This window comes from Paenibacillus sp. FSL H7-0323, assembly GCF_038002725.1.
GTDB classification, from domain to species: Bacteria; Bacillota; Bacilli; order Paenibacillales; family Paenibacillaceae; genus Paenibacillus_AQ; species Paenibacillus_AQ odorifer.
On the sequence record NZ_JBBODB010000001.1, the window covers coordinates 6,697,998 to 6,718,129 of the forward strand.

Here is a 20,132-nt window from a genome sequence, read left to right on the forward strand (position 1 = left end):
TTTCGGATGTATAGTTAATGATTATATTAGTTAAATACTTTTTTTACAATATGGGACTTTAAAAAAAGAACGGAGCCTGTGGCTCCGCTCTCTTTTCAAATCAAATCTTGCTTAATCTACGTTCGAGCTATACTCTGCCTGTACTTCATCTGACTTGAGCGCTCTGCTGTAAATCTTCAGTTCATCAATCATGCCCTTAAATGGTGCATCCCAATAGTTGACGCCTAGAGCGAAAACGCCGTTTTTGTTCTTAAAGACATTCGGGAAGCCCTCACCAGAGAACTGCTCTACTCCGTTGAGGTAAACTTTTACGGTACCATTGCTGACCGTAAACGCAACATGTGTCCATGCGTTTACTGGAATCTTCATGGCAGAAATAGCATCATACCAAGCTTCTCCGGACCATAATAACGTTTTACCGCCGCCGTTCTGAGGAACGAAGCTAATCCAGCTATTTTTAGTGGCAGCGCCGAAGAAAGTAGTTGTTGCATCTGTAAGTTGTTCAGGATTTAGCCACATAGATACGGTGTAGGTATTGCTGTCAATTAATCCATCAGGCAAACGGATACCGGAGGTACCGTTGAATATTGCAGCTTGACCGAGGACACCGTTACCGTATGTGATATTGCCTACTGTTGGGCTATCTACTTTTGCTCCTGTAACTTCGCCTTTTCCGTTCAATTGGAAGGAGTTATCCAGGTCGCCATCAAAAGCATAATGAGCTACTTTTCCATCAGTTACATTTACTGTGTAGCTGGCTGAAACTTCGCTTCCATCAGTCGCTGTTGCAGTAATTACAGCTTGGCCACCGACAGTTAGTGCTGTTACTCTTCCGCTCGCTGCGTCAACAGCCACTACGCTGGAATCGCTAGAGCTCCAAGTTAGCGCCTTGTTTCCGGCATTGGTTGGAAGCACACTTACTTGAGGGGTGAAAGTATTTCCTACAGCTACTGATTTAACAGCTTCACTGAATGAAATATTACTTACTTTAATGTTCGTATCAGGCTCACCGTTTACAAGCCAGCCCACAGCTTCCGCAGACAATGCTCTATCATACACGCGGAATTTATCAACCAAACCTTTGTATGGTGCATCCCAGTAGTTCACACCAAGAGCAAATACACCGTTTTCTGTATCAAAAATATCTGTGAATCCTTTTCCGGAGGATTTCAATATACCATTTACGTACATATTGACTGTTCCAGCATTGTAAGTGAAGGCAACATGCGTCCACTGGTTAACTGGAATTTGTAAGCCTGTATCAGCATCTAGCCAAGTATCGCTACCGAACCAGAGTCTGGTGGTTGCTCCACCGTTTCCATATGGCAGGAGACTGAACCAGTTCGTTTCGGTTTTAGCACCGAAGAATACAGGAGTAAAAGCTTTTAATTCGGATGGGTTCAGCCACATCCCTACCGAATATGCGCTACTTTGAATTAATCCGTCAGGTAGACGAACACCGGATTTACCATCAAACTTGGCTGCCTGACCGTCTTTACCAGCCTCAAAAGTGATGTCTCCATCCTCAGTGTTGTTGATCAGATTTCCGGTGACTATGCCGTCAGCTGTGCGATCCCCATTTTCTGCAAGGTCGCCATCAAAGTCAAAGGCAGCTACTAAGCCGTCTTCCAATTGCGTGCTCTTTTTTTCCATAACAACGGCGGTGAAGGTCTTAGTTACTGCGACTTCACCTAGCTTAATTGTAGCAGTCAGTTCAACTGTAGCGTTTCCAAGTCCAAGTTCAGGACGAGTAACCTTACCATTGTTAGCAATTACAGCCTCATTGGAAGAGGACCATGAAATTTCTGCTCCGCGCAAGCCTTCCGTAGGAAGGGTGATGTCATCGTATATTTTTCTTGTGTCACCAATACTCAAGCCTGCAGCAATATTGTTCAAAATCTGCTCAACGCTCATCGATTCCATCTGGCTGCCCCAGATAGTGATCCCTTGATCTGACATTGCGGTGAACGTCATAACATGCTGTTGGCGTGAGGAATCCCATTGCTTCACAAATACACCTTTGTAGAGATGTTGTACGGTGCTTCCATTTTCCGTTTCGTTAATGAGCAAATGAGCGAAGTACTCATCCTTCAATTCCCAAGTTCCGGTTAACGATCCAACGATCGTTCCGTCACTTTTTAGCTCGATATCTACTGTAGGTTTGATAATGCCTGAAACATCCTTGCCGTGGTTAACGAACTGATAAGAGCCGACAACATTATCCCGTGCTACAGCCCCAATAGTTTCACCCGTGTAACGATGTACGGCAGTTACTGGCCAGCCATCTTCGTTAGTGAACATTTGATGCACACGAAGTTCATGGGTTTCACCACGGAGTGGGAAACGAGTGTGGAAGAAGTTAAATATTTTACCCGTTTCATCATCATATTGTACCGAGTTATGTCCTGAGGACACATAACCATACGTTTGGAAATTCGGGTCTGCATTTTGATTTGTAAACATGAAGTTTCCTAATAGCTTATTACCATATGGTGTGTTGTCACCATCGGTAGTTAGAACAGCATTCTGTCCTGCTGCATCCGTATAAGGGCCGTCCGGATTTGTTGAACGGAACTGCCGCATGCTGTAACCGCCTTTGGAGTCAAGTCCACCGTAAGTTACATACAAGAAGTAGTAACCAGTCTCCTTGTCGTAAACGATATACGGACCTTCACCCGATTTGGTCATTCCGCCAGAAATATGGGTTCCGAAATAGCGGTCGATAATACGTCCATCAGCGGTCTTTCCATCTTTGCCTGGATATTTAGGTTCTCCGGTAGCTGGATCAATCTCCAGAATGAATATACCACCTGACCATGAACCATAAGTCATCCAAAGCTTGTTGTCTTTGTCGTAGAAAATAGTTGGGTCAATTGCATTTGTATAGGTTTTGTTTTGATACAAACCACCTGCATTAAACCAATCTGGATTGACACCTTCCAACGTTCCATTGTCGATAAGGTCCTTGATATTTGTATTGTCCCATTTCTTATTTACTTTACTGTCACTGTCATAAGCCTCTTCCTTGGTGAAACCGGAATAAATTACGGTATTTCCATAAGTATAAGGCCCTTCGATATTTTGCGAAGTGGCGTAGCCAATCGCCGAACGGATATAAGTAGAAGAAGCGCTGTAATACATCATATAAGCGCCAGTTGTTCCATCAGCGTTCTTATAATCATTATTCCAGAATACGTCCGGTGCCCAGATGGAGAATCCGCCTTTACTGTCCGAATCGTTCTCGCCAGCCCACTTAAAGGATTCTGCCAGATTCTTGGACAGATCACCAAAAATCACGTTGCCCGGTGTTGTATAACCATTAGTGAACTGTGTCCAGTTCATCAGATCATCTGATTTGGCCGCATCGATATGGGAGCCAAATACATAATAAGTTCCATTATCCACTACCACCGATGGATCATGTACCGAGACATTGGTGAGTGCTGGTGCAGTTGCTCCCGGACTAGGTGTAGCCGTCGGACTAGGTGTAGCCGTCGGACTAGGTGTAGCCGTGGGATTTGGTGTAGCCGTCGGATTTGGTGTAGCCGTCGGATCTGGTGTAGCCGTTGGGGCCGGAGTAGCTGTAACTTCCGGAGCCGAAGTAGCAACAGAACCGCCGTTAGATCCACCGGTACCAGTGGTTGCCGTAGCCGTTGGAGTTGGTGTTTCAAAATGGATTAACTGACTGTACTTGCTATCAAAGATAACCTTACCCGTGCCTTGGATGGTTAGGATATCGTTGAAACCAAGGATTAGATTCTTGATTTCTGTACCTGCTTCTACACGCAGCTTGGCTTTTTGCTTCAGTGTAACTTCAGCAATACTGCCTGCTGTCAGATGGAGTGTAGGCTCTCCCAACGCTTGAAGCTCAACGGAATCAAAGCTTCCTTTCAGCTTGAGGATGGAATCCTTAGGCAGCGTATTCTCAACAATAACCCGGCTGAAACCTGCCCCCGTTAGTGCATCTTCCTCTAGTATTGCGCCGGAATGTACACGTACGTTTGGTACAGCACTTGTGCCTCTAGTAACGACTCGCAGCTTGCCGTTATGCTTATCTACTACCATTTCAGCAGCATTGGAGTCGCTTAGTACGACACTGTTCTCACCACCACCAGAAACGAATACTTTTCCCTTAACAGTGACATTATTCAGTGTGACATCGCCCTCAGCAATACCTTCGGTAAGGTAGAGATTCCCTGAAATTGTGGAGTTTTTCAACTCTACGCCTGGGCTGCTGATAACCATATTCCGAGTGTTAATCCCCGAATAGCTTCCGCTCTTAGGCGTGATTTCTCCGCCCAGCTTCTCAATCATGCGCAGTGCTTCCGCTCTTGTTACAGCCTGAGTTCCTTTAAAGCTGCCGTCAGTGTAACCTTGCAGATAACCTTCACCAAGTAAAGACAATACTGCTTCTTGGCTCCATTCTGGCAAATCAGCAGCATCCTTTGGTGCAGAAGTGCCAACAGATGAGTTGAGTTGGAACAGTCTGTATAACATTACTGCAGCTTCTTGCCGACTTACTTGCTGTGCGGGTCGGAAGGTGCCATCGCTGTATCCTGTTACATATCCTGCAGCGGTTGCTTTTTGGATATCGCTGTAGTAAGCACCTGTCGTGGAAACATCCGTGAAGCCTATAACGGCTTTTTCCTGCAAATTAAAGACCCGATTAACCAGAGTAACCCACTCTGCACGGTTGATTTCTTGATTTGGCTTATATATTCCGTTTCCGTAACCGAGAATCAAGCCCTTATCTACCCAGGTTTGAAAATCTTTTTGTGCCCAGTGGCCGGAATAATCGGCAGTTTGTTGCTGAGTGGATAATGCGACTGCTTTGGAATCGCTTGCAGAAGCAGCAGAAATTAATGGAGCAGGCACTAATAGAGTGAGGGCAAGCAGGGAAGCGGTTAGTTTACCAGTAGTTTTTCTCAAATGTATGTTCCTCCGATTCTAGTGATGTAGAGCTTGTACACGCGTATTTTTCCAATTCCTCCCTTCTTTACTGAAAAAAATGTAAAACGCTTACATAAATAGCTACTAAAAAAACGCTTTCGAATATGAAAATGGTTTTAATTTATGTATTACTAAACCATAACACGGAAAACGTTTTATAATGCTCTCATTTTAAGCATGATATCAGCAAATAGTCAAATAGAAATTTAATGATTTATGAATCTTTTTATATTTTTATAAATTATAAATTTAAAAATAGAGGCAAATGATTTAACTACTGGTGATTACTGCTGAAGTGGATAAGAGTGAAATGTGGTGAATGGATGACTAGGCGGGATATATCAGCAAGATAAAGAGAGGGGATAGGGCATAACAGGTGGGGGGGAGCTAAAGAAGAATAGCTAATTAGTTGTTCACCCCCGCAAAAAAACCAGTTTTGCTTAGATCATAAATGAAAAATTTACAGATAGTACAACTTGAAAATGATATCTTGATCATGGTTTCCGAATTTTTTTCCGAAAATCGTTGCTCCTCCTACGTGTTTTGCATCTTCCTTCACTTCGATCCGAAAGGTCCAACGATCACAATTCGTATCTAAATCCTCAATCGAAACCTGAGACAGCGGGTCACCGTCAATATAAGTTCCATTGTGGTTTGTAATTCTAATCGTTTTTAGCAATCCGTATTGATTGATATTGTGTGGCCACCATTCCGGTGTGAATTTACCTCTAGCATCAGCGAAATCTCCGGGGCTCGTCCAAGTCCCTAATTCCAAGCCATTCAAAGAAAAGGTGATGTCTGAAGGCCATACGTCATTAGCAAAGGGGAATTCGGAAGAAAGCTCTAAGCTAATCTCAAATTGCTGTAGGGTTTCCTCTTTTTTTAGGAAATTAGCGATATTATATTGCACATAACCTTGCGTGAACCAGAGAATCTCTGCGTCCACTCTTTTAGAATCCATGAAATACTTAGGTTCGTCTACTCTGCCGATAAACTCCTTATCCGTAGCAAGTCCGCAAGTAGGTTTCAGATCATAATCGGTATAATGACCAATCGGCACTGATGTCTCGTAGGAGGCAAAAGAGTGAAAGATTTTTTTCGGGAAGTTAATCTCAATATGATCCACCCTAAGGATTGAGATTTTTTGCATTCCTGATTTACCAGGCACCTTTTCAGTTTTTATGAGCCCTGCATCTTCTAGTTTTTTAATGTGTTTGGTAACGATAGGACTGCTTATTTTAAGTTCTTCTGCCAAATCTTTGATGTTCATCTTATTTTTGGAGAGCAACTGAATAATTTTGATGCGTACTTCACTCGCTAAAGCTTCGTAAACAACAAGAGAGGATTTGTCGATTTCCAACTGCATTTTACCCACTTCTTTCAAAGTTATTTCATATACTGTAAAGTTTATTAATCTATATATAAAGTAACATGAAAGGTAACCGAAGTAAATATAATATCGCTTTCATCTCCGAGAGATGAATCAAAAGGTTAATTAAACGAAAAAAAATTCTGTTAAGTTTATTTAAATGTTATTGACTACGCTTTCACAATGAATGTATACTAATCTCAAGTTAATCGTTTTCAAAGAAAGTGAACATGAATGGTTATCTTAACATTACAGCTGCAGGGGGAGAGAGTAATGAAAAAGAAATTTGGAGTTTTATTAGCAACGGTTCTAACATTATCGACAGTTTTGGCAGGATGCGGTGGTAAAGATGATAGTAAGACGATTACGTTCTGGACACCGCTGACCGGTGATGACGGTGCTTATATGGATCAAATTGTTAAAAACTACAATGCAACGAATCCCGAAATCAAAGTAAAACATGTTATTACGGCTGATATGTACACAAAAATTTCTACAGTTTTGGCATCTAGCAAAGGTGTTCCTGATTTAGCAATTATCCACGCTGACCGTGTTCCTGGGTTTGTTAAACAAGGTGTACTGGAATCCATGCAAGATACCGTATTGCCAGCACAACCTGAACTGAAAGCTGAAAATTACTTACCACAAGCTTGGAACACTGGTAATATCGATGGAACTCAATACACAGTTCCTCTTGATATTCATAGTAACGTAATGTATTACAATAAAGATTTGCTGAAAAAATATAACGCTGAATCCTTCTTGGATGATAACGTTGTTACTATTGATGAAATGCTTTCCTTACAAGGTAAATTGGATGAAGGCGATTACGTAGTTAATGATGCCTTGCTGGGCTGGGTTATCTTGGCTCAAATTCAAGATTTGGGAGGGGATATCCAAGTCGATGGAAAACCGGCTGTTAATACCCCTGTATTTAAACAAGCGTTTGAAAATGTTAAGAAAATCGCCGATGCTGGCCTGATGACTCCATTTGGTGAAGACGGTTACTTGATGTTCCAATCTCAAAATGTACTTTTCTCGACAGACGGAACTTGGAGTTCTACAGCACATGCTGGGGTTGAAGGCTTGAACTTTGGCGTGACCAATGTTTATTCTCCTACTCCTGATAAATTCACCAACAGATCTTCTTCTCACTTGTTCGCTATGTTGAAAAATGATAAGAGAACAGACGAAAAAGAAGTGGGTATTGCTAACTTCTTGGAATATGTTCGTACGAATTCGATGGAATGGGCAAAAGCTGGACAAAACGTAGCAAGTAACGTAGTTAACCAAAGCCCTGAGTACAAAGACTTTATGCAATCCTTCTTTACATCTGATGAAAAAGAAATCGAATCCCTATACATTTACACCTATGAATACTACCCATACATTGCGGAAGCTGTAGATACTTACTGTGCGGATATCGTGCGTGGCAACGTTGATATTGATGAGACTTTGGCAACGATGCAAAAATTTGTTGAAGATAAAATTGCGGAAAGCAGCAGTGCAGCAAAATAAAGCAAAATAGAATAGATTGTACGAAGTAATGTGCCATGTTATGGTGCATTACTTTGTGCAAAAGGAGAAATGAATTCCTATGAAAAAGAAAATCAATTGGGCACCTGCTTTCTTTGTAGGTCCGCATGTCATTTTGTTTGCTGTCTTCATTTTATTGCCAACGATTTATGGGATTTATGCTTCATTTACAAAATGGAATTTAATGAGTGATCCGGTATGGGTAGGCTTTGATAACTATAAGGCTATTCTTTTTGACAACAGTTCAACCTTTCATACTCAATTTTTCAGAGGCCTAAAAAATACATTGATTTTCGTTGCTATGTCTGTTCCGTTGCTGATTATTATTCCATTAATGGTCGCGGTGGCGTTGGAACATAAAAAAGTTAAAATGAAGAGCTTAATTCAATCTATTCTTTATATTCCTGGCTTGATTTCAATTTCTGCGGCAGCACTGATTTGGCTGTTGATCTTTAATAAGCAACTTGGGATCACTGGTAATCTATTTGGATCACAAATTGCTTGGCCTGCAAATCAACCCTATGCGTGGATTATTATCATTGTAATTACTTTATGGGGTGGTATTGGGGGCAACATGATTATCTATCGTGCTTCCTTAAGTGGCGTTTCTCAAGAGTTATATGAATCGGCTGAGCTCGATGGTGCGGGTTCTATTAAAAAATTCACTAGTATTACCTTGCCATCTATTCGTTTTCCATTAATTTATACCTTTGTTATGACAACTGCGGGTGCCTTTAATGTATTCGGCCAACCGTTAATGATGACCGATGGCGGACCTCGACAAAGTACACACGTTCTAATGATGTATATTCGTCAATTAGCTTTCGGTAACGGTGAGTCCATCGCCGGGATGGCATCCGCTATGGCAGTTTTACTGGGATTAGTTATTTTGGTGATCTCAGCGCTGCAATATTTTGTAATGAACCGAAATGCTTCATAGGTTCGCAGAAACTAATTGACTAACAAGGAAATGGAAAAGGTAGGTGTACTAAAATGTCAAACCAGGCAGTAAATCCAGTTGTAAATACAACAGGCAAAATAAAAGGCTCCTCCAGTGTAAGTATTTCAAAATATATTTCCTATATATTTCTAGGTATCCTATGTGTGATTTGGATCATTCCTGTTATATTCGGGATTTCCACCTCATTTAGATCACAAACGGAAGTAGTATCCTCGGGCTTTAGACTATTTCCTAAAGAGTGGGTCTTTGAGAACTACGTTACAATCCTAAACAATACTTCTACAGCTCCAATTCTACGTTGGTTAGGTAACTCATTGTTTATTGCCACATCTCACACCATTCTGGTTGTTATTGTTATTTCGATTACAGGTTTTGGTTACACCCGTATTAAGTTTAAAGGAAGAGACACATTGTTCTTCACTTTGCTGGGGATCTCCTTCTTTCCGGGTGTTGTTAACTTGATTCCTTCTTATAAAATCATTGACTCCTTTGGTTGGGTGAATACTTCCTGGGCTATGATTATCCCTGGTCTTGCGGGTATGGGTAATATCTTCTTGGTCAGACAGTTTATGAACGGTATCCCAAAAGAATTAGATGAATCGGCTAAAGTTGATGGTGCTAGTGACTTTAGAATTTTCGCGCAAATTATATTGCCGTTAGTTAAACCAATATTGATTGTTTGCGGATTGTTCTCCTTTACTGGATCTTGGAATGACTTCCTCTGGCCGGTTATTGTGTACACAGATGTAGACAAAATGCCAATTACCGCTGGTTTGCTCTTATTGCAAGACATCTACGGAAACTATCGTATGATCGGACAATTAATGGGCTCGGCAATCATGGCGATTATTCCAACATTGCTGCTATTCGTTTTTGCACAAAAATACTTCGTTCAATCCATCAACCTGAATTCGGGTATCAAAGGTTAGATCGAATGAACTTAAACTTAAATACACCTTGACTTCTTATAAGGAAGGGTGTGTTTTGGTGACCTGCAAATATAAAAAAAGAGATAAATATAGGAGTTGTCATTGTGAGAGAATTTAATGTGAAAAATCCACTAGTTGAGCAACGAGCAGATCCTTGGATCTATAAACATACTGACGGGTACTACTATTTCATAGCTTCAGTTCCAGAGTTCGATAGAATTGAGCTTCGCCGTTCTGAATCCATTCAAGGATTAGCTGAGGCTGAAGGGAAGACCATTTGGGTTAAGCATGAAACGGGCTTGATGAGTGCTAATATCTGGGCGCCAGAGATTCATTATATTGATGGAAAATGGTACGTGTATTATGCAGCTGCACATACCTCTGATACGAAAGATGGTTTATTTGATCATCGCATGTTTGCACTAGAAAACTCATCCGCAAATCCTTTAGAGGGTGAATGGGTGGAAAAGGGTCAAATAAAAACAAAATGGGAATCTTTTGCCTTGGATGCAACAACTTTTGAGCATAAAGGAGTTAGATATTACGTTTGGGCACAAAAAGATCCTGCTATCCCTGGCAATTCAAATATTTATATTTCCGAAATGGAGAACCCTTGGACACTAAAAGGCGAGCAGGTGTGCATCACCACTCCTGAATACGATTGGGAAAAAATCGGATTTTTGGTGAATGAAGGCGCGGCAATCCTTAAGCGTAATGGACGCATTTTCATGACTTTCTCAGCTAGTGCAACAGATCACAACTATTGTATGGGATTGTTGACTGCTGATGAGAATAGTGATTTGATGGATCCAAAATCATGGGTCAAGACACCTGAACCTGTGTTTACGACTTCTGAGGAAAACGGCCAATATGGTCCGGGACATAATAGCTTCACTGTCTCTGAGGATGGCACACAGGATATCCTTGTTTTCCATGCTAGAAGCTATAAGGAAATTGTCGGTGATCCGCTTTACGATCCGAATCGTCACGCACGTGTGCAAGTAATCCAGTGGAATGAAGACGGAACGCCAAACTTTGGTGTACCTAGACCGGATACGAAATAAAAAGGGATTGGTCGCATAAAACAACAGAGCAATGATTCTCCCAGAGGTGGAGAAACACTGCTCTGTTGTTTTTTATAAGAGTCATAGTTATAACCCTCCTGAGGCTTAAGGACTCAGCTGACGCTATTTGCAAATTTTTGGACATTTGAGGAAGGTTGCGGACCCCAGTGCAGCTATTCCTTTAGAAAAGGTTCATTTTTGCTGTTCTTCAAGCCAATAACGACTTTAGGGTCCGTTAGGTACACAAATTTGTGATAAAGTTGCATTTAAGGTCAACGGTGTCCGATAGTTGCTTCGGAAACGCGTAAAAGCAAGATGATCAAATGAGGTACTCTTATAATGGAAGATCCCGTCTTCTGAACAGCTCTACTCCCAAGGAAAAGGTGAACACTCCGATCAACAGCAGCCAACTGGAGACCTGAATAATCTCCACGTTGCCCTGAACGATTTCCCCGGGTTGATAGAAGGAGAATAAGGTTAGGAAACGCAGTCCTTCCAGTTTGTCGCTTATTTTACCGAGTAGATCCAGAGTGAAAAATCCGAAGGCGATGGCGCCGGAAATTCCGAGCGCTTTTTTCTCGTCATTACATACAGAGGACACGAGAAAGGTAAGGCCGCCTACCGCAAAAAATAATAAAAACGCCACGGTATTCAGCTGAGCGAAGCGACCACTGTTAAAGTCATATTCACTGCCAAGGAACCATGCTTTACCTAATAATCCGGCGAGGGTGGTTACACCCATAATTAAGAGTAATGCTGTAGTGAGAACAAGTGCCTGCGTGGTAGCGACTTTTCTCCGTGTAGTTGGGGCTATGAGCAGATAGGCCATGGAACCGCGATCCACGAGTCGAGCCATAAGCTGCGTTGACATTTGCACACAAACTATGGAAAGAATCAGAACTAGTATAAGTCCATAATATTCTCCGGAGATAAAAGCTTCTGCACTAGTAAAACCGCTATTTAGCCCAAAGGCTTTACCCACACCCTCTGGCATCGCCTTAATAAGGTCATCAATTGCTTGTGTACTCCCCGCAATCCCAGGATAAAGCCAGATCATAAACAAAATATAGAAGGCAGAACCAAAGGCGTAATTCAATATTCCTTTCAGGTTCACTCGCATCATTTCCTTATAGAGCGGAAGATTCATTACACTACCCCCTCGCGGTCATAATAGTCCATGAAGATGTCCTCCAGATTCTGCGTGAATACGTCGATGCTGCGGATATTGTATTTTCCAGTTTCCCGGATGAATCGGTCATAATTGCCCTGCACAGCTATTCGGACCCTATTTCCCTCGTGAGCTTCCACTTGTAGGCCGGAGGCGGCAAAATTCACTGCATCTTCACTATTCGCAAAAATGACCTCAAACAGCTTCCGTTGCATCGATTGCAGTTCATGAATATTTTTCACGGTGATAATCCGTCCGTCTTTAATAATTGCGGCGCGGTCACAGGTGCGTTCAATTTCTTGAAAGCTGTGTGAGGACATGAGAAAGGTGGTTCCGGCTGATTTTTCCTCCAGTACCAGATCAATAAATACCTTTTGCATGAGCGGGTCGAGACCCGAGGTAGGTTCATCCAGAATAATAACGTCAGGACTGTGCATAAAAGCAGCGACGATTCCGACCTTTTGCTTCATTCCCTTTGACATTTTTCGGATCGGAGTGGTGGCATCAAATTGCAAACGTTCAATCAGCTGCTCGCGTTTGGTAGTATTTTTGATTCCCTGCATGGCTGAGATAAATTTAAGGAAAGAAAGACCCGTCATCCCATCAAAAAAGTTGATTTCACCGGGTAAGTAGCCAATATGCTTCTGGACTGTCCCTTGTGCCTTCCATACATCAAGCCCATGGATACTCGCATGCCCTTGATCTGGTTTCATAAAACCCATGATATGCCGTATGGTCGTCGATTTACCCGCACCGTTAGGACCCAGAAATCCAAAAACCTCGCCTTTATTTACGGTAAATGTTACATCTTCGATTCCTTTGCCATTCGAAAATCGTTTAGTTAAGCCTTCTACTACCAGCATGCTGCCACCCCCGCCGTAAAAATAATGAACTATTATGAATCAAATATTTCATATGTTATATTATTCCTAGTGGTTAATGAAGTCAATAAAATTATGAAATAATTGAAATGGAATATTTCATTAAATTTGAATATGCTTACTTAATAACGAAGTTAGGGTGGAAGCTATGAATGGATTTGAGAAGAGAGCAGCACAGATTAAACTCAAAATTATGAAAACTACCATGGAGATGCTCAAGAACTGGGAACCGAAACGTCTACGGATCGCTGATATTGCGAAAGAAGCAGGGGTCTCTCAGGTGACGATTTATAATTATTTTGGCAGTAAGGAAGCGCTGCTTAGTGAGTCTTTTAAGGACTTTGTTCAGAAGGAAATTCAGGAGTTTGAAGATTACATTTATCAAGAGCATTCTCTAAAGGAGATTATTGGTTACATTCTAACCATGGAGAGGGAAACTTACAGCGGCTTATCTCCCGCAACTGTGAAGGAGCTTATGGTTGAGGATCAAGAAATGTTCCATTATATTGAGGAACGATATGCGAATGACATTTTGCCGGTGCTGGTGAAGATGGTCGAAGATGGGAAAGCGCGGGGAGAAATCTCAAATAAAGTATCCACCAAAGGGATACTTTCACTAATGGGGATGTATATGCGTAATGCAGGTGAACTTCTAGACGAAGCTAGCAAACAGGAAGATATGGATGCCTTCATCGAGGAAGCCATCCATATTTTCTTCTATGGCATTTGCGGGAAAGAGTAAGGGGAGCTTGAGCTGCGAGAGCATCACCCTTAATTGATCAGGTGAACAGCGGATTTCCAGTCATGCCGACCCAAAGAGCGGATTGTTCAAGCTGGGCAGCAAGCTGAAGCAGCAAATCTTCACGGCCTTTGTTCGCCATGACTTGAACGCCTAGCGGCAGGCCATTTGCTGACTTATGGACGGGCACACTCATTGCAGGCTGGCCTGTCAGATTTGCGAGCTGGGTGAACGGTGTATAGGTTAGGCTTGGCTCAAACATCTCGTAAATTAAGCGGCTCTGTTCTTCTTTTGGCAATTCGTTTACGTGCAGCAGCTTTGCTATCTCTGCAGGTTTATGCGTTAATTCACCAATTTTGGGAGCAGAGTTTGCATTCGTAGGTGTTATATATAAGTCGTAATGATTAAACAGTTCCGCCATTTGGGCGGCTGCAACGTCCCATTCATCCAGACTATGTACGAATTCGGCCGCTGAAACATTTTTTCCGGTCTCACCAAGGACCCACGTAATGATATCGACATCGTCAGCAGTTATGGAACGTCCCATATTTCTCTCCAGGGAGACGAACATAGCTGCTACCTCTCCGGCATTCATCGTATAGTAGTTCTCCATCAGTCTTGTGCCATTCACAGGACTTTCTGTTTCTTCAACCGCATGTCCTTCAGTTTCGAGCCATTTCACGGTTTTGAGAACAGCATTTGCGGCCTCTTCAGAGACAGGCGTACCTACTGGGGAAGCCGTCGTAAATCCAATTCGTAGTTTACGTTGCGTAGGCTTAAACAGGTCATCCAGATATACGCCCGGGTATAACGGGGTCTGGAAGGCGGCTTCCGGCTGCACAACCTGCAGCAGATCTAACATAGCAGCGCTATCGCGAACGGACCGGGTTAAGGCAAAATCAATAGAAGCCCCTTGCCATTGACGGCCGACTCCAGGTCCTACTGGTGTGCGCCCGCGCGTGGGTTTAAGTCCGAATAGGCCTGTGAATGAGGCGGGAATACGGATGGACCCACCACCATCACTGGCTCCTGCTACTGGAACAATACCAGAAGCTACAGCCGCCGCGGCTCCGCCACTTGAACCTCCAGGAGAATATTCGAGATTCCAAGGATTACGAGCAGGGCCATGGAGGACATTCTCTGTAATGTTTTTTAAGCCGAACTCGGGTGTATTCGTATGGCCAAGTGGAATAAAGCCGGCTTTCCTAATTCGTGCAACATAATTTGAATCCCACCGTGCGACATTGTTCTTCATCAGCATAGCCCCACAAGTGATGGGCTCGCCAGCGATAGATTGGGAAATATCTTTTAATAGAAACGGAACGCCAGCAAACGGCCGAGTGTTATCCTGAACAGGCATCTCGTCGGCTTCTCTAAGAGCAGCTTCACGACGGGTGCGCACCACCGCATTTATGACCGGATTGATCTCATCTAACCGAGCAAAGGCGGCTTCGACCAGCTCACGAGGTGAAATTTCACGTGCTTTGACAAGTGAAGCAAGTCCTAGAGCGTCATAGGTAGAGTAAGAAAAGGACAAATTAGATACCCACTTTCAATTTAGGATGATTATTATATTATACATCCCATTAGTTATTTTTTGAAAATGGGTAATCTGACATCTATCAATTCTTTTTTACGTCATATTAGGCTATACTTAGTGTTAAATGATTTTATGGGGTGTACTGATGAACGAAGAGAAATATCAGAATGTGGATGGGTTAATGGAGGCTTTCCAACAATTCGCTAGAATGAACTGGCGTAAAACCACGATTTGGGGCTTGAAGCCAAGTGAGGTCCGGATGTTGGTTTCTTTAAAGCTTGGTAAAGAACGGGAAGGGAAGAAGGGACAGACGGTTTCGGAGATTAGCAAGTTTCTGAAAGTCACCTCTCCTACGGTTACCCAAATGCTCAATAGTCTGATTGCACAAGGATATGTGGTGCGTACTTCTGATGCACAGGATCGCCGAGTTAGTGAGATCACGCTTACGGAAAAAGGGGAGCATCTGGCTGAGATGGCTGTAACGAAATCCCGGAATACCTTTAAAGGTATGATTGATTACATGGGCAAAGAACAGACGGATACGTTAATGGAGCTGTTAAACGGAGTCTATGTTTACTTCGAAGAATTGAACGATCAACCAAATGAATCCTAGCCCTTCTTATAAAAAAAGAGATGCCGCACAGCCTAAGCTGTTTACGGACATCTCTAATGTAAGGTTATTTGTGATTAATGTGCAGCAGGCACAGATTTTTCGAGTTTTTTACTCCCGTTTTTATCCTCTGCGTGTGTCTCCATTTTTTTCTCTCCACTACGTAATGGAATCTCTTTAAGGAACAGAACGAGCAGTGCTGCGATAACTAACAGCGCCGTACCACTTAAGAACACAACTGTCAGGGAATCGCTTAGTGCGTTCCGCAGCATCTCAATCAATTGATTGAAGAGCGGCTGGATTTGCTCTGGCAGTGTTGCATGCAATTCTTTAAGCTTAGGCTGATCTAGCAGCATTTGAGGATTCATAAAGGCAGAAAGCTGTTTAGCGGATTCAGAATCAAGTTTGGATAAATCCGGACCTTTGCCAGAAGACACCGCTGCCTCTAATTTTTTCGTTAATGAGGAGTTCATAATGGTACCCATGATGGCAATACCTATGGTTCCACCTAAATTACGGAATAAAGTATTTGTAGCAGTAGCAACACCTAGCATTGAAGGCGCTACAGCATTTTGTACGGTTAGAGTAAATACAGGCATTGATAGTCCTAACCCAACCCCGAAGATAATCATGCTGACTACAGCCGTAGCAATGTTACTCATAAAGGCCATTAATATCATGGCTACAACCATGAATGGCATCCCCATTAGAGCATAACGTTTATATTTTCCTGTTTTGGAGATCCATCTTCCCACTAAAGTACTTAGTACAATCATAGTAAGTGACATTGGCATATTGATGAAACCAGATTTAGTTGGGGAGACGCCCTCTACCCCTTGCACGAAGAAAGGCAGGTAGATCATTGCGCCCATCATACCGGCATTCATCAGGAAGCCGACAATCATTGAGATGGATACGATGGAATTTTTAAATAAGGATAATGGCAATACTGGGCTTTTAGCTTTACGTTCAATCAGAATCAGGATAATCAGACCCAGAATGGAAGCCCCAAACAAGCCGAGAATCTCCGGAGAACCCCAGTCATATTTTGTTCCTGCCCATGAAAAGCCGAGCAAGAGCGCAACAATGGTCAGGGAAAGGAAAATGGAGCCTAAGTAGTCGATGGACTCAGATGTAGAACGCGTGGTTTTAGGGAACATTTTCAAAATCATAAAGAAGGCCACGATCCCGAAAGGTAAGAAGATCCAGAAGATCCATTTCCAAGCCATGTGATCTACCATGAATCCACCAAGGGTAGGACCAATTACACTGGAGAAACCAAATATCGCCATCATAATTCCAGTCCACTTGGCTCTCTCTCTTGGAGCGAACAAATCACCTACAGCGGTTACGGTAGCCGACATTAGAATCCCGCCGCCTAGACCTTGAATCCCGCGATAAGTGATCATTTGAAAAATGTTGGTCGACAATCCGGATAGGAAAGCACCTATAATAAAAATGACAATCCCTGATAACAGGAAGGGCTTTCTTCCGTAAATATCGGATAACTTACCGACAAGTACGGTAGCAATGGTTGAGGTGAGCATATAGATGGTAATTACCCAGGTATAATGTTCAATACCTCCAAGCATCGCAATAATTCGGGGCATTGCTGTGCCCACAATCGTCTGGTTGATTGCTGCGAAAAACATAGCCGCCATTAAAGCAATCATAATTGTAACTTTCTTTTTCTGAGTGAGATGCTCCAGAGCAGTTCCTCTCCTTTAACTTCTATATATTGTAGTTTGGGAATTCATGTCGTAATAATTAGGTAGCCAAACTATCATTTATGTATAATACACAAATTCATCAATTAGCACAACAGGTTAATTATTAAATTTTAATTTAAAGAGAATTTGAATTTGACTTGATTTTTTGGGAATAGGTAAGTAATCTAATTAGATTGAGGTATATTGGAGGTGCCCTATGGATACCCATGACAATCAAGAGCAGAAGCTGATCATAGCCCTTGAAAATATAAAGCGTCTGACTGCTCGCCCCTACTCGATTGATGTAGTATCGTATAGAGAGTTTGTTATGATGTACGTCATTCACACTGTTATGAAGCAAAAGAAAGCGGCTGAAGGTGACAAACAGCACCGGGGAGTTATGATTTCTAAATTAAGTGACCTGCTCCAGATAAGTAGACCTACTGCCACGCAAATGGCAAATACGTTGGAGGAAAAAGGTTACGTAGTGCGTACAACATCCGATACAGATCGGCGGGTCGTATATATCTGTCTGAGTGAGCTTGGAGAGCAGATTTATAGCAGGCAGATGGCATCCTATTCCGGCATTTTGAGTGAAATCACACAAAAGGTCGGTAAGGAAGAGATCGACCAGCTGATCTTTTTGTGCGATCGTTTTCAAGAAGCGGTGCATGAGGTCAGAAGCCGTCATTTTTTTCCACAGTCGGATGAGGAGCCATTAGTTATAGATTCAGTATAGAAAGACCAACATCAAAAGATATTCCTGCAGACCTGCGGGAACATCTTTTTTTGCATCTTAGAGCAAGGAGTGATTATCATCAGAATATTAGCAATTAGTGACATTCACGGAAGTTATGTAGAATTCAATGCCCTATTATCAAAAGTGAATTATCGCCCGGCGGAGGATAAGCTTATTTTAATGGGAGATTATGTGGATAGAGGTCTGGACAGTAAAGGAATTGTGGAGCAAGTGATGACTCTGCAGCAAGAATGTGGAGCGATAGTTCTCAAAGGAAATCACGATAAAATGGCTTGCGATGCGCTCACCAGCGATGATGATAAATTGGATACCCATTGGCTAACTAACGGCGGATTTCATACACTGATGAGTTATTGCGAGGCGGGCTACGAAGGATTGCAGAAGGATTTTGGCTGGAAGGATTATATGCAGCTAAAAGAAAAAATTAGGCGGGACTATAGACATCATATAGACTTTCTGAGCACATTGCCGCTTTATCATGAGACGGAAGAACATATTTTTGTTCATGCAGGCATTAATCCATTAATAGAGGATTGGAAGCAGCAAGACCCTTATGATTTTATCTGGATTAGAGAACCCTTTTATAAGAATCCGGTAGTTAGCACTAACAAAACGGTTGTTTTCGGTCATACTTCGACGATGGATCTGCATGATTCAGAAGAAATCTGGTTTAGTCCACTGGGAGATAAAATTGGCATAGATGGCGGCTGTGCATATGGCCAACGACTAAATTGCTTGGAGATTTCCGCAGGGAAATACATAACGCATTTTGTTCGGAATGGTGAGACGCTTTGAGCGTTCTCCCATTTTTTTTAGAATAGTAATGAATTAAACGTTAACTATGTATAAAATAAAGATAGGAGGGGTGCAAATAGGTGAATGCGAACAACAAATATCATATCCTCATGCAAGGGGCCATCAGCAAGAATGTGAGCGAAACCTGTAAGGAGTTTGGCATTTCCCGGACGATCTATTATAAGTGGTCTAAAGCTTATCAACAACATGGAATGGATGGACTTGGGGAGAAGAAAAGAAAGCCGGTAATGCCTAATAAAGTAGATAAGAGAACGGAAAGATTGATCTTGGAGTACGTCGCCAGATTTCCTGAGGATGGGCCTAAACGCATCTTTTATGAACTGCAAGATGAAGGTATGCAAATAGGGGAATCCGGTATTTATAATGTACTACGTCGAAACGGACTAAATAAACGAATAGAACGTGAAGCTTACGCCAATCAAATCAAAGCAAAGAAGAGGAATGGCGCACAATCCACTCACACTAAAGGATTTAAAGAGAAACGGAAAATACTAGATTATAAGATGAAGAATCCGATAAATGCTCATCCCGGGTATATGTGTCAGCAGAGTATTAGCTATTTGGGAGTTTTCCCGAGGGTCGGAAAGGTATATCAATATGTAATTTATGATGCCTACTCCAGACTAGGTCTAGTTAAGCTATACAATCGGAAATCTACCATTCATTTTATAGATTTTATGCATCTGAAAGTTCTCCCATTGATGAAGACATTAGATTTTCATATCGATAATCTGGTTACGAACAAAAGCCGTGAATTCATTACGAACTGGGACAGAGGAAAACATAAATATAGTGAATTTTTACATAAGAACAATATTAATCAAGTCGCTATAACGGTAGACCAAACAGAGATATTTCAGCCCTTGCAGCAATTTGCGGCGGTGTTGACCAAAGAATTCTACCAGCAGGCTTGGGTAGATGATACGATAGATTCCTTTGAAATTTTAGAAAAGCGCTTACATGAATACTTGAGAACCTACAACTTCAACAGGCAAATTACAGACGGACCTAATCAAGGTAAAATACCATCGGATGTCGCACTTGCCTATACGGGACAACGAGAAACTTTGCCATTATGGTTATTTACAAGGAGATAACGG

General features: G+C 42.2%; 15 protein-coding genes. 9 read left to right on the plus strand and 6 right to left on the minus strand.

Going from position 1 to position 20,132, the window contains the following annotated elements; genetic code table 11:
* Window positions 1–111: 111 nt before the first annotated feature.
* A complete protein-coding gene (locus MHH89_RS29835; RefSeq protein WP_076310200.1) occupies window positions 112–4,929 on the minus strand; it encodes a LamG-like jellyroll fold domain-containing protein in 4,818 nt (1,605 codons plus the stop codon).
* A 481-nt stretch (window positions 4,930–5,410) separates the two neighbouring features.
* Window positions 5,411–6,316, minus strand: coding sequence for an ArsR/SmtB family transcription factor (locus tag MHH89_RS29840; protein ID WP_076126270.1), 906 nt, complete (start codon window positions 6,314–6,316; stop codon window positions 5,411–5,413).
* 276 nt (window positions 6,317–6,592) lie between these two features.
* Here MHH89_RS29840 and MHH89_RS29845 point away from each other — a divergent pair, with 276 nt between their 5' ends.
* The 4 genes from MHH89_RS29845 (at window position 6,593) to MHH89_RS29860 (ending at window position 10,809) form a co-directional block, all read left to right on the plus strand.
* Window positions 6,593–7,837, plus strand: coding sequence for an extracellular solute-binding protein (locus tag MHH89_RS29845; RefSeq protein ID WP_076101554.1), 1,245 nt, complete (start codon window positions 6,593–6,595; stop codon window positions 7,835–7,837).
* Window positions 7,838–7,916: 79 nt separating this feature from the next.
* Complete coding sequence (locus MHH89_RS29850; RefSeq protein ID WP_076138280.1) at window positions 7,917–8,795, plus strand: carbohydrate ABC transporter permease; 879 nt, start codon at window positions 7,917–7,919, stop codon at window positions 8,793–8,795.
* 53 nt (window positions 8,796–8,848) lie between these two features.
* Entirely contained in the window at window positions 8,849–9,745 is an 897-nt protein-coding gene (locus tag MHH89_RS29855; RefSeq protein ID WP_036675639.1) for a carbohydrate ABC transporter permease, read from the plus strand.
* Between the two features lie 104 nt (window positions 9,746–9,849).
* A complete protein-coding gene (locus tag MHH89_RS29860) occupies window positions 9,850–10,809 on the plus strand; it encodes a glycoside hydrolase family 43 protein (protein ID WP_076184723.1) in 960 nt (319 codons plus the stop codon).
* Window positions 10,810–11,143: 334 nt separating this feature from the next.
* Here the strand turns inward: MHH89_RS29860 and MHH89_RS29865 are convergent, their stop codons facing one another.
* Both MHH89_RS29865 and MHH89_RS29870 read right to left on the minus strand, forming a co-directional pair.
* The gene (locus tag MHH89_RS29865) at window positions 11,144–11,956 is read right to left on the minus strand and encodes an ABC transporter permease subunit (RefSeq protein ID WP_076134034.1); all 813 of its coding nucleotides are present in this window, start codon (window positions 11,954–11,956) and stop codon (window positions 11,144–11,146) included.
* Window positions 11,956–12,840 (minus strand): ABC transporter ATP-binding protein, encoded by an 885-nt coding sequence (locus MHH89_RS29870; RefSeq protein ID WP_076279767.1) that lies wholly within the window; start codon window positions 12,838–12,840, stop codon window positions 11,956–11,958. The genes MHH89_RS29865 and MHH89_RS29870 overlap by 1 nt, the downstream gene beginning before the upstream one ends.
* Window positions 12,841–13,006: 166 nt before the next feature.
* On the opposite strand from MHH89_RS29870, the gene MHH89_RS29875 reads away from it, so the two are divergent.
* A complete protein-coding gene (locus tag MHH89_RS29875; protein ID WP_076126280.1) occupies window positions 13,007–13,600 on the plus strand; it encodes a TetR/AcrR family transcriptional regulator in 594 nt (197 codons plus the stop codon).
* A gap of 37 nt (window positions 13,601–13,637) precedes the next feature.
* On the opposite strand, the gene MHH89_RS29880 is transcribed toward MHH89_RS29875, so the two are convergent.
* On the minus strand, window positions 13,638–15,134 hold the full coding sequence (locus tag MHH89_RS29880; protein WP_341088724.1) for an amidase: 1,497 nt from the start codon (window positions 15,132–15,134) through the stop codon (window positions 13,638–13,640).
* A 148-nt stretch (window positions 15,135–15,282) separates the two neighbouring features.
* On the opposite strand from MHH89_RS29880, the gene MHH89_RS29885 reads away from it, so the two are divergent.
* The gene (locus MHH89_RS29885; protein ID WP_076126284.1) at window positions 15,283–15,750 is read left to right on the plus strand and encodes a MarR family winged helix-turn-helix transcriptional regulator; all 468 of its coding nucleotides are present in this window, start codon (window positions 15,283–15,285) and stop codon (window positions 15,748–15,750) included.
* A gap of 74 nt (window positions 15,751–15,824) precedes the next feature.
* Here MHH89_RS29885 and MHH89_RS29890 read toward each other — a convergent pair whose 3' ends face one another.
* A complete protein-coding gene (locus MHH89_RS29890; protein WP_076218151.1) occupies window positions 15,825–17,456 on the minus strand; it encodes an MDR family MFS transporter in 1,632 nt (543 codons plus the stop codon).
* Between the two features lie 217 nt (window positions 17,457–17,673).
* Here MHH89_RS29890 and MHH89_RS29895 point away from each other — a divergent pair, with 217 nt between their 5' ends.
* From MHH89_RS29895 to MHH89_RS29905, 3 genes are all read left to right on the plus strand, one after another.
* Window positions 17,674–18,195, plus strand: coding sequence for a MarR family winged helix-turn-helix transcriptional regulator (locus MHH89_RS29895; protein ID WP_076134039.1), 522 nt, complete (start codon window positions 17,674–17,676; stop codon window positions 18,193–18,195).
* A 69-nt stretch (window positions 18,196–18,264) separates the two neighbouring features.
* Complete coding sequence (locus tag MHH89_RS29900; protein WP_305953684.1) at window positions 18,265–19,011, plus strand: metallophosphoesterase family protein; 747 nt, start codon at window positions 18,265–18,267, stop codon at window positions 19,009–19,011.
* Window positions 19,012–19,091: 80 nt separating this feature from the next.
* Complete coding sequence (locus MHH89_RS29905) at window positions 19,092–20,129, plus strand: helix-turn-helix domain-containing protein (protein WP_076126290.1); 1,038 nt, start codon at window positions 19,092–19,094, stop codon at window positions 20,127–20,129.
* Window positions 20,130–20,132: the final 3 nt, after the last annotated feature.